This is a genomic window from Pseudomonas sp. gcc21, from assembly GCF_012844345.1.
GTDB lineage: Bacteria > Pseudomonadota > Gammaproteobacteria > Pseudomonadales > Pseudomonadaceae > Halopseudomonas.
The window spans coordinates 2,475,128-2,498,046 of sequence record NZ_CP051625.1 but is presented as its reverse complement, the minus strand read 5'-3'; the positions used below and the strand labels follow the sequence as shown (position 1 = coordinate 2,498,046).

Sequence of the window (22,919 nt, the reverse complement as noted above, 5' to 3'; positions counted from 1 at the left end):
GCAATTGGCCACTGTTTTAATGCTCGACTTGTCATCAATAGGGGCAGTACGTGTCGGCCAAAAAAGATCTGTCCCGCCTGCTCAAGCAGGCGGACACCCTTCATCCTGAGATGAAGATAAGCGAGGTTGCGGAACGCATATTGGTTTTGAGTAACCAGCGGTTTCTCTCCCTCGCGGTTGTCGACTGCGCCAACCGTCCGCTCGGAACGGTGAGCCGTTACCGGCTGCAGGATATTTTCCTGCAGCGCTATGGCAGGGAGCTCTGGGGCCGCAGGCCGGTGACCGATGTCATGAACAGCTCTCCATTGCTGATCCCCTTGTCCCTGAGCATCGAGGAGGCCGCTGGCTCCGTGACCACCCACGTACAATATCCTGTTACTGAAGATTTCATTTTTATCGACGAGCATGGTCAATACCAGGGGCTGGGCATCGTGCTGGACCTGTTGGATGCGATGTCGAAAGATCTGGCGGAGAATCGCCGGGCCCTGTTACGCGCCCAGCAGATCGCCGGGCTGGCCAGCTGGGAATGGAACGCGCAGGACGACAGCCTGCTCTGGTCACACCAGCTCAATCGCATCCTGCAGGTCGAGCACGCACTAAGCGAGGCTCCGCTGGCAAGTCTGGTGAAGGTATTCGACGCGGAATCCCAGGCACGTTTGCGAACCTTCTTCAGCACGGATTACGAAGCCGTTCCGCAAACCCTGGAGCTGAAAACGAACGTTCAGGGTGGCGAGCAGCGCCTGATCGAGTTTCAGGGCGAGCATTTTCTCGACCCCGAGACTCGGGACCACCGGGCGGTAGGCACCATTCGCGATATTACCGAGCGACGCCTGACCGAGGAACGGCTGGCCCATCTGGCCAACTACGATCACCTCACCAAGCTACCAAACAGGTATCTGTTTCAGGATCGTCTGCAGCACGCGATCAGCCATGCCAACCGCAGCGGGCAATCCGTGGCCCTGCTGTTTCTGGACCTGGATCGCTTCAAATGGATCAATGACGCGCTGGGCCATGCCGCCGGGGATGAGCTGCTGATTCAGGTCGCGCAACGGTTGACCAGCCTGCTGCGCTCCTCCGATACGGTTGCACGCCTGGGCGGTGATGAATTCACCATCATTCTCGAAGACATCACCGACACTCACCAGATCATCCACGTGGTGGAGCAGCTGCTCAAGGGCTTCGATGACAAGTTCAACCTCGGCGCCCGCGATGTATCGGTCTCAACTAGTCTGGGCATCGCGCTGTATCCGGGCGATGCCAAGGATGTCGACTCCTTGCTCAAGAGCGCCGATGCGGCCATGTACCGGGCCAAGGAACATGGCCGCGATGGTTACAGTTTCTATACTGAGGAACTCAATCGCCAGGCGGATCGGCGTTTCCAGCTGGAACACGGGTTGCGCAGGGCGCTGGAGCGCGGCGAATTCGAGCTGTATTTCCAGCCGCAGCTGCATACCGAGTCCGGTAGGCTGAACAGCGCCGAGGCTCTGCTGCGCTGGTTTCCCGAGGGCGAAGAAGTCAGTCCGGTTGAATTCATTCCGCTGCTGGAGGATTTGCGCCTGATCGTCCCGGTTGGCCGCTGGGTACTGCAGCAAGCCTGCGCAGCGGCTGCCAGCTGGCAAGCCAACGGCTTGCCCGGGGTCCGCGTGGCGGTCAACCTGTCGGTGCACCAGCTGCGTCATAACGATTTCGTCGCAACGGTGAAGGACACGCTGAAGTGGACCGGACTGCCACCCGACCTGCTGGAAATCGAAGTGACCGAAAGCGTGCTGGTCGATGATCGCGGCAGTGCTGCGGCCTTGCTTGAGCTCAACGATCTTGGCGTGCGGGTTGCCATTGATGACTTCGGCACCGGTTACTCATCACTGGCCTATCTCAAGCGGTTCGACGTCGACACGCTGAAGCTGGATCGCACCTTTGTCAGCGACCTGACGCTGGATGAAGACGATGACGCCATTGCTTCAGCGGTTATTCGACTGGCGCACACGCTGGGTATCACCGTCACGGCCGAAGGAGTGGAGACGACCTCCCAGAAAGATTTTCTCAGGGAGCGTCATTGCGATCATATTCAGGGCTTTCTGATTAGCCGTCCGGTGCCACAGGATGAATTTCTGCACTGGGCAGCCACAGTGGCGAAGGTAGCCGAGGCGGAACGCCCCGAGCCGATCACCGCTTGAATATCTCCTGCGCCGGTTTGTTCTGAATGGTGAAGTCGGTGTCATTCACGCCGCCGGCGTTCGGGTCGGTATACCAGGCCCAGATTGCCAAACCATCTATCTTGCCGGTTTCGTCCAGGGCATCGCGCCAGCTGGTCAGTACCTCGTTCTGCAAGCCGAGATCGACGGGCAACTCGCGCTCCTCGGGACTTTCCCAGGGCGCGGAGAGGCTACCGGTGGCGGAGCGCAGGCCGAGCTCTGCGACCCAAACCCGGCGCTGGGCACGCTGGCCCAACGTGTACAAACGGTCAGCCATCTTGCGCATCTCCTCGCCGCGGGTTTCCTGGTCGGTCGATAGCTCTGCATAGAGGCTGGTGGCGACGACATCGAACAGCGTCCAATAACGGAATTGCTCAGCGCTTTCCAGACTATGTGTCACGTAAGCGATGGGGCCGGAATATACCTTGCGTACCGCGGTCACCACCGGTTGCCAGTAACCGGAGTTCTGCAACTGGCGCAGTTCGCTGCCGACCACCAGCGCTTCAGCGCCTTCATCCTCTGCGACCTTGGCCAGTTTCAGCAAGCCATCCCGATAGGCATGGAACCAGGCCATGCGGTCGGTGGGAGCGGCTTCGCCGGCCCAGCTCTCGGGAATCCACAGGTGCACCTTGAGGATCGGATCGAGCCCGGCGTCGCGCATCTGTCGCAGGCCCGCTGCAACCAGCTCGGGGCTGCTGTCGCCGCCGATCACCGGATCGTTCGAGTCGGGCTCGGCCTGCCACATGAAGGCAACCAGCAGGGCTTTCTCGGCTCCGCTTGCAGCGAGGCGTTCCAACGACTCCTGAGCCGCATCGCTGCCCCACTGGGCGTCACCGGATATCTTGACGTTGGCGCCCATCCACATTTCGGTTTCCTGTGCAAAACCCAATGCAGGGAGCAAGATCAACGCAAGCGCGATAAGTTTTCTTTTTGCCATACCCGCCATGCCCCTCGTTCATACGCTAGTTGATATCCCGGACGGCCGTGGGCCCAAAGCCCGGGGAAATGTAGGTTGCTTGCATCTTCCATCGTCTGCTGGCTGCCCGGTTCGGCCACCACGATCTGCGGCGGCATTCGATCGGGTGTCGCCATCGCCAGTTTGTATCGATCGCTGAAAGGCAGGATCAGGTTGCGGCCGTTGCCGCGCGCAGCGATGACCGCGTAACCTGTCTGATCATCAATAAGCGTGGGCAGGGATGAATCCGCCAGCCATACGCCTACCAATGCCTCGTCAGTAATGGGCGCCGGTACGCGCTCGCGCAGCGCCTGGGTCCAGGGCTGCATATCCGGTGACGGCATTTGTTGCATGACTATCCAGCCAAGGGGAATGCCGGCCAGCAGCAAGGCGGTAACGACCGTTCGCTGGCGCTGCATCTCACGCAGTCCCAGCGCTGCGGCGGCCAGCAGCAGGGCGAGAAATTCCACCGGTTCGGATGTGTACCACACCAGTGTCGCCATGGCGCCGGCGCAGACAGTGACGCAGGCGATGATCACCGGACCGACCCAGGCGCGGGGCCGGACATTCCAGGGTGCCAGCAACAGCGAAGGGAACGCCATCACGCCTGCCGCTGTGAGCCATATCAGCGGCACCCACCACTGCCCGCCGAACTCCAGCAGCCAGGGTAGATAGGGCGTTGATTCGAATCCGCCACGGAATGCCGAGCCGGTCTGCTTGAGAAAGATCAGCGCATCGTTGAAGAACAGCCAGTTCAGATAGGCCCAGCCGAGCACCGCAAACACAAAGGGCACATAGCAGACCAGATAAAACGCCAGCGGTGCGCGCCTCAGCAATGAAGGCGGTGCGATCAGCACCAGCCAGGGTGCCAGCGCCACGGCGATAAACATGGCGCGGGTATCGACAAAAAACAGCAGGCACAGCCAGCCTGCGAAACGCAGATAGCTGAACACTTCAGGATCGTTGCGAAAGCGACGCAGTGATCGGCTCAGTCCGTAAAAACACAGCAGCCCCAGCGCCAGATCCTGACCGGATAGCGCGGTCCAGAGAAAGAACGGGTGCGCAGCCAGCAGTGCGGTCCACAGCGTTGCGAATATAAGACCATGGGACTTGTTCAGATCACGCCAGACCAGCGTGACAAACAGTGAAGCGACCAGGATGTCGAGCAGATAGGGCACACGCGTCAGGCTGATGCCCGGGATACCGCTGAGCAACAGGGTCAGGTAGGGCGAGACCTGCGGCGAGAGAAACCCCACATCTTCAATATAGAGCTTCGATGCGTCGCGCATGATCAGCACGCGGGCGTAGCGTGCCAGCGCGTCGCTACCCTGGTATCCGTTGCCGAGTATGTGCGCGCACAATGCTGCCAGCGCCAGTAGCGCAAGCAGAAAGACCAGCAGGCCGCTCGGAAAGCCCGCGTTACTCTTCCAGCGCGGCCTTACGCTCGTCAGCCATGTACTTGCTGATGCCATGGGTCGTCTTTTCCCAGTAGAAGGGTTTGCGAATGAGCTGCCAGAGCCCCTTGTACGCCGCGATGGATTGCAGCATCCAGTACACAGGGACCGTTAGTGCGTAGGGCGTCAGGCGGTAATAGTCATGCTTGAAGCCCGCCACCAACGTCATGTAGATGAAAAAGCCGTTACCCAGCAGCAGGTTCAGTACGCTCAGGTAGAGCAGGGCCGGCGGGAAGGCCACGTCAAACAGACGAATCCCGGCGAACAGCCAGACGAAGTAGATAGCCCATAGCAATGGTGCGGCCAGGGCGGTGAGAAAGTTGCCGCCAATAAAGAACTGGAAGCCCCAGAAGCCGCGAAAGCCGGTTGACCGGTAAAGATGCACCGGGTCGCGCATGTGCACCAGCCAGGTCTGCATGTAACCCTTGAACCAGCGCGAACGCTGGCGGATCCAGTTGGGCACGCTGACGTTGGCTTCTTCGTAGGTGGTCGAGTTGACCACGCTGACGCGGTAGCCGCGTTGGGTCATGCGCACGCCGAGGTCGGCGTCCTCGGTAACGTTGTAGGGATCCCACGCATTCACGCCGCGCAAGACTTCGAGGCGGAAATGGTTGGAGGTGCCACCCAGCGGAATGGGGATGCGAAGGTGTTCCAGCGCCGGCAGGTAGAAGTCGAACCAGAGGGTGTATTCCAGCGCGAACATGCGGCTCAGCCAGTTCTCGTGCGCGTTGTAGTAATTCAGGCGGGCCTGGATGCAGGCAACGTTCGGGTCAGCCTTGCGGAATGCGAGAACGGCGCGCTTGAGCTGATCGGGCTCGGGTTTGTCTTCGGCATCGTAGATGGTGATCAGCTCGCCGCGGGCAAACTGCAGCGCATAATTACAGGCCTTGGGCTTGGTCTTGGGGTGTGAAGGCGGTACGCGGATGATCTCGAATATCGCCTCCAGTCCCAGCTCCTTGGCGGCCTCGATGGTGTCGCTGTCATCCTCTTCAAGCACCAGCTTGATATCCAGCTTGGAGGTTGGATAGTCAAGATTGCGCAGGGCGCTGGTAATGATCGGCAGTACCTCGGGTTCCTTGTACATGGGCACCAGCACCGTGTACACAGGCAGATCATCCTCCGGCAGCTCGGCAAGCTCCTCGTCGGTGATCTTGATATCGATGCGCCGTTTGGCGCCAAACCATACCAGCGCAAAGCGCAGACCGAAGGTGGCCAGAAAGGCCACAGTGATCAGTGCGTTGATGGTGATGATGGTGCTTACCGGAAAGAACGCCAGACCCAGCAAGGTCAGGCTCGCCAGCAGATAGAGCGCCAGCAGTTGAGGCTGGGTAATGACCTGGCGTGCGGAATGCTCGGGCGTGCGCTCAGCCAGCAGATTCAGGGCGTCGCTGGTCAGTTGGTGCTCTGCGCCCTGTTGCAGACTCCAGAGAATGTCGAACTTGGAGGTGCCGACAAAGAGCACATCTTCGCCGAAGGTCTTGCGCGCCCACTCGAACACCTCGGGGGTCGGATCGGCTACTGCGATCACCAGATTGCCGTACTGACGCCGCCACGGAATAGCCAGACGCTGCGCGAACTCGGGGAACAGCGCACGGTCCACGCTCACTTCCACCGGCTTTTCCAGCAGATTCACGAAGCTCAGACCAAACTGCGCGGACAGCAAGCGATAGAACGAGAAAGCGCTGACCCAGCGGTGCGCGAGGACGATGTCACCCAGCCGGGAGTTCCAGCGTTTCTGCAGGCGCAGCGCGGTTTCCAGCTGCTCGGGTTGCAGCAGTCCCGCGTCCAGCATGCTCTGCCCGATCGGCGTATGCAGCGCAGCGGAATCCGGCACGCGTCCGACGGCAAAAGCGTTACTGCCGAGAGACATTTCTAGAATCTCCACCATGCGGCAACGAAGGGTCCACCCGCAGCACCGGTGTTACGGCCATCAACCGGCTGCATATAGCCAGCTTGTAGTTGGAAGCCGTCTGTTATCGAATAGAGACCGGACAGGGACAGCTTGGTCAGGTCGTAGTCGGTACTGTTGATGTAGACCAGATCAGGGTCGCGTGCTTCCTCGGGTTCGTTATTACCGCTGTCATTGCCCAACCCTTCGATATGGTTGAACTCGCCAATGAGCATCAGCTTCGGTGTGAGCGACAGCCCGACCGTTGCATCTGCACGAATTTCATCTGCCGGGTTACCGGTACGCTTGCGACCGGCAATACCGGCATCGATATAGCCGGAACGCTCCCCTAGCATGAAGCCCCGGCCAATGCTGTAGCGCAGCTCGAAGTGATAACCCCCCTCGCCCAAGGCGACGTCGGCGTCTTCGCTATAGGTAGGCACGCTGACAATGGCTTGCAGGGAACCCACCCAGTCCTCGCTGAAGCCTGGGTTCAGACGGTAACGCACGCCGAATTCCTGATCGCCGAAGCCGCGCGTGGTGTCATTGAAGTCGTCCGGGAGGTTGTCGCTGCGGTAACGCACCTCGTTGAAGTAGAAATTGCCGACCAGCGTCAGATCGGGAGTCAAACCGTGCTCAACATAGAGATTGATCTGGTCCTGGCGACTGCGGCCGTTGTCATCGAAATGCGTATGATCGCCGCTGCTGTCGAACACGTCGGTATCATCGGTATGGCTTAACTTCAGGATCGCCAGCGTCTTGCCTTCTTCCTGCACCCAGGCGTTCGCCAGCACCGGCGCGGCAGCCGGCAATGTCAGCAGGGAGGCAGCAGCAATCCTGCACAGGGCAGGTCTGAGAAAGGAGAGGGTCTTCATGATTTTTTCCTTATTCTTCGGGAGACCACAATGGCCACCAGAGTCAATACCACCCAACCAATGACGAACAACCAGCCGCGATAGCGCGCGACACGTTCCCACCAGGTCGAGTAGTCCGGATATTCCACCTTCATCAGGGCATAGTCCCTGGTATCCAGGGATACCAGCACGCCCCGTTCATCACCAAACACCAGGTCGCCGGTGCTTTGCTCGAGCCCCGGCGGCACCTTCGGCAAGCCATCGTCCAGCGCGCGCAGCCAGATGCCCCGCTGGGCGCCGCTGCGCAGCAAACTGGTGAAGCTGGTCCCGGGCAGCTCGCCGGAGTCCAGCAGGATTCTGTCCTGGTTATCGCGTATCCGCACTCGACCTTGGTCTACCGCAATCGAGGAGTCGAAACCCTCGGGTGGCTGCGAACCCAGCCATATGAAAGGGCGGTTGCCGCTGGGCGCCATCGAGGTGCTGACAAATTCTGCCATACGCGGATCCAGCGCCAGGCTACGGCCCAGGGACGCCAGCACACTGATCCATTCGTGGGGACGCCCCAGCGCATCGGGCGGCAGGTGCACGAAATAACGGTCCGCCAGTTCATAACCGAAGGCTGCCACACTTTGTGACTGGCCTCCGGCGGGTCTGGTTTCCACGGCTGATGAAGTAAGCAGTTGTGCGTAACCCGAGGGTGGCGCGGCGGTACAGTCAGCGCCCGGGCGGATCAGCAGTACACGGATCGGCTCGGAGGCGGACGGTTTGACCTCGTTCAGGCCGATGCGCACCGATTGCGGACCGCCATCGGCTGAGAGCTGCTGAACGGCGCGCAGCATGTTGTCCTGCATTACATAGAGCGTTAGGGGTTGCTCAGCCGAGCTGGGCGGAACGACCAGATTGAGATTCAGTGCGGTAGGCAGTCGTCCTGCGGGCAGCGCATTGATATCGATGGCCCATTCAGCGCGATCAGCGAAGGGGCGCGCATTGCCGTCGACTCCGAGCTGTGTCAGCTGCACCGAATCACTGGACGCGGTGGGAGCCGGCGAACTGATGCTTTCCGGGTAGCCGGAGCTGGTCAGCAGTGCGCCCCAGGGGTCGGCCAGTGCGTCGATAAAAAACGGCTCAGTCACGGCCAGCAATCGCGAAGTAGGTCGTTGCGGGTCGGGCGCAACTACATCGATATTATGCCCGGCTGCCAGGCGCACCCCGATCTGCGCGAGCTCCCTGCGCGAGGCGATAGCGATGTCAGCGCCCGCTTCAAGACCGGTGTGTTCGACGTCATGGCCGCGCTCCTGCAACTCGTGGGTCAACAGCCAGGCGGCACGCAGAGCCTCAGGGTCGGGGGCGGGCTGGGAAATGGCGATACGCACTTGGTGTGGCAGCGTGCTGATGTAGCCACGCACACTTGGCGCCGGGCCCTGGTCGAGCTGATAAGCGACAGCGGTGTCAGGCTCGATGGTCAGATAAGTCTGCTGAGCGCGCGGCGATGTGCAACGGTCCATCGGGACACTGGATCTGGCGCGCACCCGCACCTGCAGATAAGGCAGGCGCAGGTCTTCTTCCTGCAGCGGGATCGAAAGCATGCGGGTCTGCGCCATCTTGCCGTTCCCGGTTGAGGCCGAGGTGGCGTCCTCGCTGATATCCGCCACGCCGATGTTTTCCCGTGGCGTACCGTTGAGTAGCACCTGCAAGGAGGCATCCGGCCCCAGCCAGGCGGCGGGTGAATAATGCAGTTCGAGCCTTGGATCGCTGACCTGCGCATCGAGTGGCATGGGCATGTAGAAAGCCACGCTGCCTTCGGCGGTGATCTGTTGCAATCCCTGATAGTGGCCCAATGAGCCTAGCGTGCGGGTGATGTGTTGCGCAGCTGGCGCCTCGCTGGCAGGCGCGGTGTCAGGTGTGTCTGAAGGTTGTTGAGCATGGGTCGGAACCGACACAAGCATTACGCAACATAATAATAGCCAATTCGGCATCCAGCCGAGTGTCGGTCTCATTGTTAGCTTGCCCTCGCAGGAAGCCCGTCCAATGGGCAGACATTCAGATAATCAGCGGCGTGTACGCCGGGAACAGACCCTAAGAAAATAGTCGCGATTCGGCGACCTGTACAACGATTGCCAGCAATCTGATGGCTTAGCTCGTACTTGGTTCCACTCGGTTGTCAATTAACTGGATGAGAGCTATGTCGCAGGATGAAGCATCATGTTTTCCAGTTGTTGACGTAGTGCTGCAGGGATCGGGACGGGGCGGTTCGAGGCAATATCGATCACGACCATGACGCTGTTGGCGGTTGCCTGCATGCCCTTGTCGTTGGCGGCATAACCGGTGAATACGAATGAGCTGTTGCCGATACGGTTAACAGTCGAAGCGAGGTTCATGATGTCGAAGCTGGGACGGTAGTGTTCGAAGGTAATGTCCACGGACGCCACCAGCACCCCGAGGCCGCCAAAATCCAGCTGCCGGACGGCATTGTAGCGAGCCTGTTCCATGTACTGGGCGAGCGCTGCCTCGCTGCGCTGAGCGTCAACATCCAGATCACCGTAACGGGGCGTCAGCTGGCAGGTCACCGGAAATTCCGCAGCGCGCTGCAGCACATCGCGGTTGCCCGGGTCTGGCAGCGGCTCAGGCTCGCCCGCGATCATGCCGGCCAGCGCATCGCGCACATCGGCGGGCAGCGCAACCCGCTCATGTTTGTTGAAAGCGCCCATCAGACAGTCCTGACTGCCTACATGGTTGCCATTCTGGAACAGGTCACTGCGCACCCGATAGCAATCTTCTTCAGACGCCAGCACGCGCACCTGTGCCTGCACGTCGCTGCCATACCAGGTTACCAGCCGATACTGGGTGGTGCTGCGCAGCGGACGTAGGCGCACCTCATCCGAGAACCAGGCATCCGGCCCGAAGCGCTCAAGGTGAGCGCGCATGCGGGCTTCCTGATGCAGCTGATAAATGCGCGAATTGTTAACGTGCCGCCAGGTATCCAGGTCGGTAAAGCGGGGCGAAAGCGAACATTCGAAGAGCGTATTTGTGGTCATGGGCCTGGTGATTCCTTGAGTGCAGCGCAAAAGCATGAAGACATCACCCATTTGAGGCAAGCAGTACGCCCCTCTATAGATAGTTCGTATATCCGGTTATGAACGTGAGCGTCAGCCGAGGCTCCAATGATCCGTTGGCGTCAGATTTCCCGGTATTGCCAGCCTGATCGGGTACGCCGGACGGCGGTTGTCCATGTGCGGAAAAGTCGGCAGGAGCTTATGTATAAAGCAGTAGTTCATCGGATCTGTATCTTGATGCTGATGCTCGGCCCGGTTACGGGTTGGGCCGCGACGACGGCTGACGCGGAGATAACTGCACCGGAAGCGCGTCGCGCACTGCAAACCCTGCAAGACGAAACGCAGCGTGAGGAGGTGGTGCGTACGCTGGAAACCATTGCCGCTGGCGCGGACGCTGGTGACGAGCCGGCTGGCGAAGAAAACGGCGAGGGCGCTGCGGCAGAGGAATCCCCGATTGCGCAGATAGTACCGCTGGAAGAGGGCGGCCTGATCGCCCGGACCCTTGAGCAAGTGGGGCAATGGGCGGATAGCCTGGCCGAGCAGCTGGCACGCCTCGGCAATGCGCTTACGGAGCTGCCGGCCTGGTTTGAGGCCACCTTTGTCAGCGAGGTGGGGCGGGCCCTGCTTGCCCAGGTACTGACTGATCTGGCTATCGTCTTCGGCATTGGTCTGGGGCTGGAATGGCTGCTGCGCAGAGTTTTGCGCAAGGGCGCGCAGACGCTCATCGACAGCGCCGACGAAGCAGATCAGCGACCGGCGATTCCGCGCAGGCCCGCCGCGCCCATCTCCAGTGAGGATCTGGCCGAACAGGCCGTAGCCGGACTGCGCCCGATTCAGGACGGCACCGCTCTGGTGCATGTGCAGCGCGACGGTGTCGAGCAGGTCGAGTCTGTAACGGTCGGCGTAGTCAAGTCCGGCTCCGACCCGGTGATTGAGCCTGGCACGGGAGAGCAGGTCAGCGGGACATACGTGCCGGTCAACAAGGCCAGCAAAGCCGAGCCGGAGTTGACGGCGTTGCGTCACCTGCCGTTTGCGTTTGCCAGCTTCGTGCTGGATCTGCTTCCGTTGGGACTGTTCTTCGGTATCGCTGCGTTGACCCTGCATTTTCTGCCGGGGCTCGATTCACGCACGCACGAAGTAACCAGTGAGTTCGTCATGGCCTACGTGATCACTCGGATTACCATGGCCGTGGTGCGATTGTTGGCCTCGCCGACCCGTTACAGCCTGCGGATCGCGCGGATCAGCGATAACGCGTCACAGTTGTTGCACCGTTGGGCCAGAGGGCTCGTGGTTTTGGCCACCTTTGGCGTGGCCATTGCCAACGCCGTGGAGATTCTCGGTACTGGACCGTCAGCGCGCTTGCTGATCATCAAGAGCGTTTCCCTGCTGGCGCACATTGCGGTGGTGATTCTGGTGTTCCGCATTCGTCATCGGGTCGGCGCGCTGATCGCCGGTCCGCAGGAGCGCTCAGGTACCTGGGCCGTGTTGCGGCGGTGGCTGGCGCGGATCTGGCCCTATCTGGCGAGTGCGCTGGTGCTGGGCTCGTGGTTGATCCGGACCATGCATATCGAGGACGGCTTTCCCCGATTGATCGAGTTTGTCGGGGTGTCCGGCGCGATTATTGTGCTCGGGCGTCTGGTGGCGGTCCTGGCTCTGGGCGCACTGGGTCGGCTGGTGGATGAAGACGAAGAATCGGAGCAGGCCAACGGATTGCGCCACCGGCTGGCTGAGGATTATTACCCTCTGCTGCGCGCGCTGGTGATATTCATCATCGCGGCCGCCACCTTGCTGGCGTTGCTGCAAGCCTGGGGGCTGGATGCACTTGCCTGGTTCGCGCCTGGCACGATTGGCGGCAGTCTCGCCTCGGCGGCGCTGACGATTCTGGTCGCGGTGATCCTCGCCATCATCGTCTGGCAGACGACCAATGCGGCTATCGACAGGCGCATCAAGCGTTGGCGAGAGCAGGGCGATACGGTACGGGCAGCGCGTTTGCGCACCCTGTTGCCCATGCTGCGCTCGGGGCTGATGATCATTATCGTGCTGGTGGTCGGCTTCACTGCGCTCAGCCAGATCGGGATCAACACCACGCCGTTGTTGGCGGGCGCAAGCATTATCGGCGTGGCCGTCGGCTTCGGGTCGCAGAAACTGGTGCAGGACTTCATCACCGGCATCTTTTTGCTCATGGAAAATACCATGCAAGTCGGCGATTGGGTCACGGTGGCGGGTGTGTCAGGCACGGTGGAAAACCTCTCCATCCGCACGGTTCGCCTGCGCGCCGGCGATGGATCACTGCACATAGTGCCGTTCAGTTCAGTATCAACGGTCAATAACACAACCCGCGGGCTGGGCAACGCGGCGGTGCGTATCAGCGTTCGTTACGACACGAACATCAATCAGGCAATCTCGGAGCTCAAGGCCATTGGCGCCGGGCTGCGCGCCGACCCGGCATTCGAGCAGTTGATAATTGCTGATCTGGAAGTCTGGGGCGTGGATGCGGTAGACGGTTCGATGTTTACCCTGGCCGGCCAGATGCGCTGCGTGGACAAGGGCCGCTGGGGCGTGCAGCGTGAGATGAACCGGCGCATTCTTGAGCGCTTCCGCGAACTGGGGATACATGTGGCTGACCCGCGAGAGCGGCTGGTGGGGAGCATCAAGACGCGGTAGCGGTGATCGTGAGACTCGACATGAGCTGGAGTAGTAACACCGAACGCTCCACGGCGTCTGCAGGGCGCCCCGGGATTGCTGAAAACGACATGGCTGGCTTGGCGGCCAGCGTGGTGCCGGGGGCGACACTCCTGCGGGGCGGTGCAAGCTGCTTGCGCTGGTTTCGTCTGGCAGCACCGCTTCGCTGCAAGGGCGCTATCGCCCCGAGTCGGGCCTCCCACATTTGGTTCTGCGTGGGGGGGAGCGCTCGAGAAGACTGAACGCCAGGGTTCCCCCAACGGAGCTCTATCGCTGTCCCAGAAAGTCCTTCAAGGCATCCATGAACGCAGCTGGCCGGTGGTGATGCACATTATGTCCTGCACCCTCCACGCTGATGATCTGCGCGTTGGGGAAGTGCCTGAAGCGGCCATCCTTTTCGGGGTTCGAGGCCCAGCTTTCCTCGCCGTAGATCAGCAGGACGGGGCATTCGATCGTCTGCCACAGATCGCTCGGCTCAGGTGAAGCAACCTCGGCCGCGCCACCGCCGCGTATCTTGGCGTCGTATTTCCAGCGCAGCTGACCATCGTCGGCAGCGGCCAGCCCATGGCTGCAAATGTGCAGCGCGGTGGCGCGGTCGACAAGCGGGTCGTGGCTCATCAGCCGGTCGACTGCCGCCTCGATATTGGGATAGCGGCTGGTGGTCTTGTTGTCCAGCTTGCGCGCCTTTTCCACCCAGGTGCGCAGCTGGCCATGTCGGGGGGTGATATCGCGTTCAGCGCGTACTTTTGGCGACGACCCCAACCCTTCGATCACGCAGAGCCGTTTAACCTGTTCCGGAAACGCTGCGGTGTAATGGATGGCGATGTTGCCACCCAGCGAATGGGCTACCAGCGTTGCCGACGGGTTGCCCAGCTCGTCCATCAGTGCGGCGATGTCCGGCACATAATCGGGAATGGAGTAGGCGCAGCCGGTGCTCCAGTCGCTGTCTCCATGCCCCCGCAGATCCGGAACCACTACGTGCCAGTGTTCACGCAATTGCAGCGCTACCTGATCCCACACCCGGCCGTGCTCCAGCCCGCCGTGCAGCAATACCAGCAATGGCGCATCGGGGTTGCCCCAGTCGAGATAATGCAGACGCAGGCTACGCGAAGAGTAGAAGTGGCTTACGGGTAGATCGGAGCTGTTCGGGTCGGGCATTTTAATCGGTCCAGTTTTGTGGCGCCGGCGCTGTAGTGAACCTTCCAGGCCGGGGCTGTTCTTTATTGGAAAGAGCGAAGTAGAGGTGTATTCATGGCGGCACTCGAGGAATACAACCGCAAACGGGACTTTGCTGCAACGCCTGAGCCGTCCGGCGCGAGTAAATCGAAGCGGGCGGGCAAGCGTGGAAAGGCGAATCACGCGTTGCAGTTCTGCATACAGAAGCACGACGCCACGCGCCTGCATTATGACTTCCGGTTAGAGCTGGACGGTACGCTCAAGAGCTGGGCGGTGCCAAAAGGGCCGAGCCTGGACCCCAAATCCCGCCGCCTGGCTGTGCATGTTGAAGACCATCCGCTGGACTACGTCACCTTCGAAGGCAACATCCCGGAAGGGCATTACGGGGCTGGCGATGTGATCGTCTGGGATCGCGGCGTGTGGCTTCCCGAAGGTGATCCCCACGAGGCCTACCAGAAGGGCAAACTGAAGTTCGAGCTGCAAGGAGAGAAGCTTGCTGGCAGCTGGAATCTGGTACGCACCAACATGGATGGCAAGAAGGAACAGTGGTTTCTGATCAAATCCAAGGATGACGCCGCACGGCCGGCAGCTGAATACGACGTAACGGAAGAGCAACCACACAGCGTACTGAGTGATCGCACCATTGTTCCGAAGCAACGTGGCGGTAAAGCGGCGAAGCCACAAGCGGTGGAAAAGGCTCCAGCGAAGACGAGCCGCAAGAAGCGATCATCCGGACTCAGCGGTGCGTCGAAGGACGCTTTGCCTGAGATGTTGAAGCCGGAACTGGCGACTCTGGTCGAGAGCGTGCCGGATGGCGACTGGCGCTACGAGATCAAGTTCGACGGGTACCGCATCATGGCCCGTATCGACGATGGCGACGTGCGGCTGTTCACCCGCAACGGACACGACTGGACCGCGAAAATGCCGCGTCAGGCCGAAGCCCTGGCCGCGCTTGGGCTTGAAACCGCCTGGCTGGATGGCGAAATCATCGTCGCCAATGATGACGGCGTGCCGGATTTCCAGGCCTTGCAGAACGCCTTCGAGACCAACAAGAGCGGCGCGATTGTTTACTACCTGTTCGACATGCCTTACCTCAACGGCATGGACCTGAGAAAGGTGCCCCTCGAGCAGCGCCGCGCTGCCCTGGCCGAAGTGCTGGAGCGCAGTGAAGACGATATTCTGCGGTTTTCCGAGGATTTTGAGGAATCCCCAGAAGCGATGCTCAACAGCGCTTGCCAGATGAAAATGGAAGGGCTGATCGGTAAGCGTGCTGGCAGCAGTTATGTGTCACGTCGCAGCAACGACTGGATCAAGCTCAAATGCAGTCATCGCCAGGAGTTCGTGATTGTCGGCTTCACCGATCCGAAGGGCAGCCGCAGCGCATTCGGCGCTCTGTTACTCGGCCTGCATGATGAGGACAGCGGTGAGCTGCGCTATGCCGGCAAGGTCGGCACTGGTTTCAACGAGGCGACGCTACGCAGCGTGCATAAAGCCTTGAAGCCGCTGGAGGTGAAGAAAGCCTCGGTCGTGAATCCGCCCACCGGCGCCGATGCGCGCGGCGTTCATTGGCTGAAACCCCAGCTGCTGGCCGAAGTCGCCTATGCCGAAATGACCAAGGACGGCAGCGTGCGCCATGCCGTATTCCACGGCTTGCGCAGCGACAAGCCAGCCGAAGACATCACCCGCGAGCGACCGGCTACGACGAAAACGAAAAAAAGCGCAGCAGACGAGTCCGACACACAAGCGACCTCAAAGTCCAAAGGACAATCGACCGCGGCTAAGGCCGGCAAAACCAAGGCCAGCGGTAACTTCCGTATCACTCATCCGAAACGCGTGATCGATCCCTCAAGCGGGGCGACCAAGGGCCAGCTGGCGGAGTATTACGTCCGCACCGCAGAGTGGATCCTGCCGCACCTGGCCAACCGGCCGGTGGCGTTGGTACGTGCGCCGGAGGGTTTGTCCGGTGAGCTGTTTTTCCAGAAGAACCCGGACCGTCTGTCCATTCCGGATATCCAGACCATGGGCAGGGAATACTCCGGGCAGCCGGTGATGATGATCAATAGCCCGGAGGCGCTGATCGGCGCTGTGCAGATGAGCACCATCGAGTTTCACACCTGGAACGCGACGTCTGCAGATCTCGAGCGCCCTGACCGATTCATTCTTGATCTTGACCCGGATCCTGCGCTGCCGTGGAAGGCGATGGTGGAAGCGACGCAGCTCACCCTGACCGTGCTTGATGAACTTGGTCTGATGGCGTTTCTCAAAACCAGTGGCGGCAAGGGTATCCATTTGGTGGTGCCGCTCAAGCCCAAGGACGATTGGGCGCAGGTGAAGACCTTCAGTCAGGCCATCGTCAAACATATGGCCAAGTTGCTGCCGGACCGTTTTACGGCGGTATCCGGCCCAAAAAATCGCGTCGGACGGATCTTTATCGACTACCTGCGCAACAGTCAGGGGGCGACCACAATCTGCGCCTATGCCGCACGCACGCGGGAGGGCATGCCGGTATCGGTGCCGATTTACCGCGATGAAATCAATGAACTCAAGGGGGCCAACCTCTGGACCATACATAACCTGCACGAACGTCTCGGCGAGCTGGGATCGGATCCGTGGGACGGCTATGAGAAGGCCCGCCAGACAATCACCGCGGATATGCGCAAACGACTCGGACTCAAGACTAGATAGGAGATTGCGATGGATAACTACCACGTGAGTCAGACGGACAACGGCTGGGAATTGAGAAAGGAAGGCGCCGCACGGGCTGCTCGCACCGCATCGACCAAAGCCGAGCTGCTGGCGCTGCTTCCGGGTTATATGGAAGGTAAAACCGCCTCGGTGAAAATTCATTTGCGGGACGGCACTATCGAGGAAGAGCGAACCTATCCGCGGCGCGCGGACCCGTCCGAAAGCCCGGGATGAGTGTGCGGTCCCTTTTGTGCCGAAACGGGCGTCAAAATGTCCCGAAAAAGAGAACAGCCCCAGTCGAGTCAATTGCTACAATCCAGGCTGGTTTACCGTTGAAGGACATTCCTGCACCGATTGGCGTTGCCCATCGGGCCCGCCCGATAACGACTCGCCTGGTAAATGTGTCTGGCCGATGCAGTGAAAGCAAGCCGCGTTTGGCGTTTTCGTGACGCCGGTTCGGTATACAGTCTTTCGATGTGTATCATGAACGGCTAACGAACATATTGCGGGTATAGAGCGATGAACAAGGTTGAACGGCTGGAAGCTTCGCTGACCGATGAAGGGCGATATCGATTGCTCATCGATGCGGTGACAGACTACGCCATCTATATGCTGGACCCTGACGGCATCGTCGCCAGTTGGAATCCAGGAGCTGAACGCTTCAAGGGGTATTCCGCTGACGAAATAATCGGTTGTCACTTTTCGCGCTTCTATCCCGAAAGTGAGCAACGTGCCGGGCGGCCGCAACTTGGACTCGAGACAGCGGCCCGTGAAGGTCGCTTCGAAACAGAAGGCTGGCGCATCCGCAAGGACGGCACGCGTTTCTGGGCGAACGTCATTATCGATCCGATCAGAGATTCTACCGGCGGAATCCTTGGGTATGCCAAGATCACCCGCGACCTCACCGAGCGCAAGATGGCCGAGGAGGCGTTGCGCGAGAGTGAGCAGCAGTTTCGTCTGCTCATAGAAGGCGTGACGGATTACGCTATATATCTGCTCAGTCCGGGTGGCCTGGTCACCAACTGGAATGCCGGCGCCGAGCACATCAAGGGTTATAAGCGGGAAGAAATAGTCGGTCAGCATTTCTCCCGTTTTTATACGCCAGAGGACCGTGCTGCCGGTAAGCCCGCAGCCAGTCTTGCAACGGCCGCACGCGTTGGACGCTTCGAAAGTGAAGGCTGGCGAATGCGCAAGGATGGCAGCCGGTTCGTTGCTCATGTGATTATCGATGCGATATACGATCCTGAGGGCAACCTGACGGGATTCGCCAAGGTCACCCGGGATATCACCGAGCGGGTTGAACGGGAGAAAGAACTCGAGCAGGCGCGTGAAGCACTGTTTCAGGCGCAAAAAATGGAAGCCGTGGGCCAGTTGACTGGCGGTATTGCGCACGATTTCAACAACCTGCTGACCGTGGTGCTGATGAGCCTGGAAATGGCACGCAAGCGGCTCCCGGACGACACGCGGGTGATGCAATTCATTGAAAATGCGATCGAAGGAGCGAAGCGAGGGGCGACCCTTACGCAACGCATGCTCGCCTTCGCGCGAAAGCAGGAACTGCGGATCGAAGCGGTCTCCGTGCCTGAATTGGTCGGAGGCATGTCCGGCTTGCTGGAAAGCTCGATCGGACCTTCAATCACTATCAGCACGCATTTCGACTCGGCATTACCGTCGGTCAAGGCCGACGCCCATCACCTGGAAACCAGTTTGCTTAATCTGGTTGTCAACGCGCGCGATGCGATGCCGGACGGCGGGACCATCGCGATTTCCGCCAGCGCGGAATATCATGCCGGTGGCGAGACGGGCGAGCTGGAGCCGGGCGAATATGTCCGACTCTCGGTGACCGATACTGGTGAGGGGATGGATGAAGCCACCCTGGCGCGGGTCACCGAGCCCTTCTTCACTACCAAAGGCGTAGGCAAGGGGACCGGGTTGGGCCTGTCCATGGTTCACGGTATGGCTGGACAGCTCGGCGGTAAGCTGGTGATTACCAGCGGGAAGGGCAAAGGCACAACGGTCGTAGTATGGCTGCCGGTAGCGGTGAGCGAGCCGGAACCCACCCATAAGCTGGATCCGGATACTGTCGCTGGGTTCAAGGGGCCGTTGAATATCCTGGCGGTGGATGACGATCCGCTGGTGCTCACCAACACGACAGCGATGCTCGAGGAGCTGGGGCACAACGTGATCGAGGCCAATTCCGGCCCGCAGGCGCTTGAACTGTTGCGCGAACGTAATGTGGATCTGATCATTACCGATCATGCGATGCCGGTTATGACCGGCTTGCAACTGGCTGAGATTGTCCGGGCCGAACGTCCGGGTCTGCCAATCGTGCTGGCTACCGGCTATGCAGAATTGTCGCGCCGGGTCAGGATTCCCCAGAAGATTCCACGCCTCGGCAAGCCCTTTGGCGAGGATGCACTGGCCGAGGCAATTACCCAGGCGCTGATCTTTGTTGCGCCGAATTCGCCCAGCGAGCCCGCTGATACAGCTTCTGCCTGACGTTTCCCCTGCAATATCCCGGCGTTACTCTGCCGTCTAGCTTCCTTGAGTGCTCCCGTCGCGTATCCACTTCCATGCTGTAGCATCTGAATCGAAACCAGGTCTGCTGTTCGACCGGCTTTGCCGGTAAAACGCTTGAGTTAAAGGTTACAGGATCAGCAGGCAGGAGCAGTGCGCACCGATGCTCAGGCGAGCACCGGTGTGATGGCAGCGGTCAGAAGTGTACTTTTACCAGTAGATTGGTGACGTTCTGGTTGGTGTCGAAATCGCGGCTGTTTCGTATGCCGTACTTGTCCTTCCAGTAACTGTATTCGATACCGGCATAGAATTGTTTGGCTTTCCAGCCCATCGCCTTGCCCAGATCGTATTTGATCTGAGGGTTGAAATGGAAATTGGCGTGGGGCCCGTCTCCGTCGTTATCCACCACCCAGTCGATATAGCCATCGATCAGAATATCTGACTTGCCAGCGGGCAGGGTCAAGCCCCAGACGGGCGTAATCTGCCAGCTGCCCCGGTTGCCGTCGGGCGTATCTGCGTGCCGATAATAGGTGTTGAGCTGGAAATAATCGAAGCCGGGAAGATCGAGGTCCACTGCCGGACCAAGCAGGTAGTTCTTGATGTCGCCACGTCCGAACTCGTATGCGCCCGCCAGCAGTACATCCTTCACCGGCCCGAAACTGATGGATTGTCCGCTCAATTTGCCAAGGGACAGGCGCGGTGCGATCTCACCGTAATAGGTACTGTTGTTGCCTGCTGCGTCCTTGCGACCGTTGTAATGAATACTATCGATGAACATGAACAGGTCGCCGGCGTTCCAGCCACTGGCGTGCTCCAGGGTGAAAGTCTGCTGGGTTTTCGGATCGATCTCGAAATCGGTGCCGTAGAGGTAGGTCAGGCTGTTGTCCTGCCATTGTAAGGGGGAGGCCGCAGCGAGGCCGCTGACCATAGCGAGACTGCCCGCAACGGCGGCCTTTATTCCTTTGCGCATCAGAATTACTCCGGTAAATGGTAAAAAGCCGCGCCATATTAAAGCCTTTACGGCAAAAGGAAACACGCGGTAACGCTCCGACAGCGGTTGCAGCAATCTCGCCATTTCGTAAGAGGCAACCGCGCGCTGAACTCACCCTCTCGATGCCAGTCGAAAATGAACAGTCTCTGCATTCGGAGTTTATATGCTCAAGTTTCTCGCCAGTACGGCCGGCATCATATTCCTGATTGGTCTCGCAGTAGTGATCGGCTTTTTTATGCTCATTTTCTGATCCCCTCGGCATCCACTTCTTCGTTCTGCTCGGCGCTGGCTTCTTCTGAGTCGACCGGCGTCAGAGTGACCCTCCTGTTTTCCGCTCCGCCGGTACCCGTTTCGGGATGACCGCTCGTCGTCTGCTGCGGTTAGCTCCCTTCAATAAGTCATTAATTTACAGAATGTTTCGGCCAGGACTGCGAAAAGGTAGCGGACTGATGTCACAGATCTGGCTCGGTCTGAAGGAACTTTGCATTGCCATCCGTATCATAGGACCAGTTAAAACAAGTGTTTAACGCTATAAACCGCAACCAGCCTCGCTTGGCGCAAGGAAGGCCCTATGAAAATTCTCGTCCTCGGTAACCTCGGTTATGTTGGTCCCTCAGTCGTCAGAGAGCTGGCATTACGCCATCCTGACGCTGTAATTCACGGGTTTGACAATGCCTATTTCGGCCACTGCCTGACCGGCGCAGTGGCTTCCCCGGAACGTTACCTCGATCGCCAGTTTTATGGTGACGTCCGCACTATTTCAGCTTCAATGCTTGAAGGTTATACAGCCGTAATAGAGCTCGCGGCTGTCTCGAATGACCCAATGGGTAACCGCTTCGCAGCCGTAACCGAAGCGATTAACCAGAAAGCTACTGTCTCCATAGCGCAACGCGCTGCACAGGCCGGTGTTCGCAATTTCGTGTTTGCATCCAGTTGCAGCGTATATGGCGTCGCGCACGGTGCTCCACGCTGCGAGACCGATCCTGTCGCGCCCATGACGGCCTACGCGAAGTCCAAGATCGGCGCTGAGGAAGAGCTGGCGAACATTGAGAGTGACATGGTGATCACCTGTTTGCGATTCGCCACGGCCTGCGGGATGTCCGACCGGCTGCGGCTTGACCTGGTACTGAATGATTTTGTCGCCTGCGCCTTGAGCGAGGGCCGCATTACCGTGCTGAGCGATGGCTCGCCGTGGCGTCCTTTGATCGACGTGGCTGATATGGCCCGCGCTATCGATTGGGCCGTGCAGCGCCCGGCGAGCAATGGAGGGCGGTTCCTGCGGGTGAATACTGGTTCAGACGAGCGCAACCATCAGGTCCGGGATCTGGCGGCTGCCGTGGCGGACGCAGTGCCTGGCACGTCGGTCAGCATCAATACTGACGCGCCGGTCGACAGTCGGTCATACAAGGTGGACTTCAGCCTCTTTGCGAAGCTGGCGCCTGATCACCAACCGCTGATGACGTTATCTGACTCCATTGGTCAGCTGATCGAAGGGCTCCAGCGGATGAAGTTCAACGATGCCGACTTCCGGGCATCACCGCTGATGCGGTTGCATGTTCTGCAGGGCCATATTGCACAGGGGCGTCTGTCGGAAGATCTGACTTGGCTACCCGCGTAAAAACCAACAAATCTGCCCGTTCGCCCGGGTCAGCTTGCCTGCCTAAGGAGAGGTAAATATGAAAGTCGTTATATTTGCTGGCGGTTTTGGTACCCGCCTGAGTGAAGAGACTGCAGTCCGGCCCAAGCCGATGGTTGAAGTGGGTGGCAAACCCATTATCTGGCACATCATGAAGATGTACGCCCATCATGGGTTTAACGAATTCATCGTGCTGGGTGGCTACAAGGTTGATTACATCCGTGATTACTTCCTGAACTATCGTGGTATCCGCTCCGATTACACCATTGATCTAGCCACTGGCGCCGTCGAATGGCACGACGAACTCCAGGAAAACTGGAAGATCACCGTGCTGGATACCGGCGGCGACACCATGACTGGCGGCCGACTCAAGCGTGCTCAGAAATACCTGATGGATGGCCCGTTCTGCCTGACCTACGGCGACGGCGTGAGCGACGTGGATATTACAGCGCTGGTCGAGTCGCACCGCGCCTCGGGCTGTTGGTGCACGCTTACCGCGGTCTCGCAGCCTGGCCGCTATGGCGCTCTGCGCTTGTCCGACAACCTTAGCCACGTTGATGCCTTCCGTGAAAAGGGCGCCGCCGACGGCGGCCTGATCAACGGTGGATTTTTCGTTTGTGAGCCTGAGGTATTTGAACTGATTGATGGTGACCAGACAGTTTGGGAAAACGAACCCATGGACCGTCTGGTAGAGCGTCGCATGCTGGGCAGCTTTGCGCACAAGGGGTATTGGCAGAGCATGGACTCGTTGCGTGACAAGGTGGTGCTGGAAGAGGTTTGGGCACGCGGGGCGCCCTGGAAACTCTGGAAAGATTGATAACCACCACCTGCTTACG

At 59.6% G+C, this 22,919-nt stretch carries 15 protein-coding genes; 7 read left to right on the top strand and 8 right to left on the bottom strand.

What is annotated here, in order from left to right:
- Positions 1 to 50: 50 nt before the first annotated feature.
- The gene (locus HG264_RS11445) at positions 51 to 2,174 is read left to right on the top strand and encodes a bifunctional diguanylate cyclase/phosphodiesterase (protein WP_169407773.1); all 2,124 of its coding nucleotides are present in this window, start codon (positions 51 to 53) and stop codon (positions 2,172 to 2,174) included.
- Here the strand turns inward: HG264_RS11445 and HG264_RS11440 are convergent.
- The 6 genes from HG264_RS11440 to HG264_RS11415 all read right to left on the bottom strand — a co-directional run bounded on the left by HG264_RS11440 (position 2,164) and on the right by HG264_RS11415 (position 10,378).
- The gene (locus tag HG264_RS11440; protein WP_218572985.1) at positions 2,164 to 3,129 is read right to left on the bottom strand and encodes a hypothetical protein; all 966 of its coding nucleotides are present in this window, start codon (positions 3,127 to 3,129) and stop codon (positions 2,164 to 2,166) included. The two genes, HG264_RS11445 and HG264_RS11440, sit on opposite strands and share 11 nt — an antisense overlap.
- Positions 3,096 to 4,619 (bottom strand): hypothetical protein, encoded by a 1,524-nt coding sequence (locus tag HG264_RS11435; RefSeq protein WP_169407772.1) that lies wholly within the window; start codon positions 4,617 to 4,619, stop codon positions 3,096 to 3,098. The genes HG264_RS11440 and HG264_RS11435 overlap by 34 nt, the downstream gene beginning before the upstream one ends.
- The gene (locus HG264_RS11430) at positions 4,567 to 6,471 is read right to left on the bottom strand and encodes a glycosyltransferase family 2 protein (protein WP_169407770.1); all 1,905 of its coding nucleotides are present in this window, start codon (positions 6,469 to 6,471) and stop codon (positions 4,567 to 4,569) included. The genes HG264_RS11435 and HG264_RS11430 overlap by 53 nt, the downstream gene beginning before the upstream one ends.
- 2 nt (positions 6,472 to 6,473) lie before the next feature.
- A complete protein-coding gene (locus HG264_RS11425; protein WP_218572984.1) occupies positions 6,474 to 7,364 on the bottom strand; it encodes a hypothetical protein in 891 nt (296 codons plus the stop codon).
- On the bottom strand, positions 7,361 to 9,289 hold the full coding sequence (locus HG264_RS11420) for a cellulose biosynthesis cyclic di-GMP-binding regulatory protein BcsB (RefSeq protein WP_169407769.1): 1,929 nt from the start codon (positions 9,287 to 9,289) through the stop codon (positions 7,361 to 7,363). Before HG264_RS11420 ends, HG264_RS11425 begins: the two co-directional genes overlap by 4 nt.
- 234 nt (positions 9,290 to 9,523) lie before the next feature.
- Positions 9,524 to 10,378, bottom strand: a complete 855-nt coding sequence (locus tag HG264_RS11415; protein WP_169407768.1) for a thioesterase family protein — start codon at positions 10,376 to 10,378, stop codon at positions 9,524 to 9,526.
- Between the two features lie 219 nt (positions 10,379 to 10,597).
- Here HG264_RS11415 and HG264_RS11410 point away from each other — a divergent pair, with 219 nt between their 5' ends.
- The gene (locus tag HG264_RS11410) at positions 10,598 to 13,060 is read left to right on the top strand and encodes a mechanosensitive ion channel family protein (RefSeq protein WP_256663662.1); all 2,463 of its coding nucleotides are present in this window, start codon (positions 10,598 to 10,600) and stop codon (positions 13,058 to 13,060) included.
- 285 nt (positions 13,061 to 13,345) lie between these two features.
- Here the strand turns inward: HG264_RS11410 and HG264_RS11405 are convergent, their stop codons facing one another.
- On the bottom strand, positions 13,346 to 14,236 hold the full coding sequence (locus HG264_RS11405; RefSeq protein WP_169407767.1) for an alpha/beta fold hydrolase: 891 nt from the start codon (positions 14,234 to 14,236) through the stop codon (positions 13,346 to 13,348).
- A 93-nt stretch (positions 14,237 to 14,329) separates the two neighbouring features.
- On the opposite strand from HG264_RS11405, the gene ligD reads away from it, so the two are divergent.
- From ligD to HG264_RS11390, 3 genes are all read left to right on the top strand, one after another.
- Positions 14,330 to 16,939, top strand: a complete 2,610-nt coding sequence (gene ligD, locus HG264_RS11400) for a DNA ligase D (protein WP_169407766.1) — start codon at positions 14,330 to 14,332, stop codon at positions 16,937 to 16,939.
- 9 nt (positions 16,940 to 16,948) lie between these two features.
- Positions 16,949 to 17,173: a DUF2188 domain-containing protein gene (locus HG264_RS11395; RefSeq protein WP_169407765.1), complete on the top strand. Its 225-nt coding sequence runs from the start codon at positions 16,949 to 16,951 to the stop codon at positions 17,171 to 17,173.
- A gap of 285 nt (positions 17,174 to 17,458) precedes the next feature.
- The gene (locus HG264_RS11390) at positions 17,459 to 19,438 is read left to right on the top strand and encodes a PAS domain-containing sensor histidine kinase (protein ID WP_169407764.1); all 1,980 of its coding nucleotides are present in this window, start codon (positions 17,459 to 17,461) and stop codon (positions 19,436 to 19,438) included.
- A 214-nt stretch (positions 19,439 to 19,652) separates the two neighbouring features.
- Here the strand turns inward: HG264_RS11390 and HG264_RS11385 are convergent, their stop codons facing one another.
- On the bottom strand, positions 19,653 to 20,384 hold the full coding sequence (locus HG264_RS11385) for an outer membrane protein OmpK (protein ID WP_256663856.1): 732 nt from the start codon (positions 20,382 to 20,384) through the stop codon (positions 19,653 to 19,655).
- Between the two features lie 634 nt (positions 20,385 to 21,018).
- Here HG264_RS11385 and HG264_RS11380 point away from each other — a divergent pair.
- Both HG264_RS11380 and rfbF read left to right on the top strand, forming a co-directional pair.
- A complete protein-coding gene (locus HG264_RS11380; protein ID WP_169407762.1) occupies positions 21,019 to 22,065 on the top strand; it encodes an NAD(P)-dependent oxidoreductase in 1,047 nt (348 codons plus the stop codon).
- A gap of 58 nt (positions 22,066 to 22,123) precedes the next feature.
- Positions 22,124 to 22,900 (top strand): glucose-1-phosphate cytidylyltransferase, encoded by a 777-nt coding sequence (gene rfbF, locus HG264_RS11375; protein WP_169407761.1) that lies wholly within the window; start codon positions 22,124 to 22,126, stop codon positions 22,898 to 22,900.
- Positions 22,901 to 22,919 lie beyond the last annotated feature (19 nt).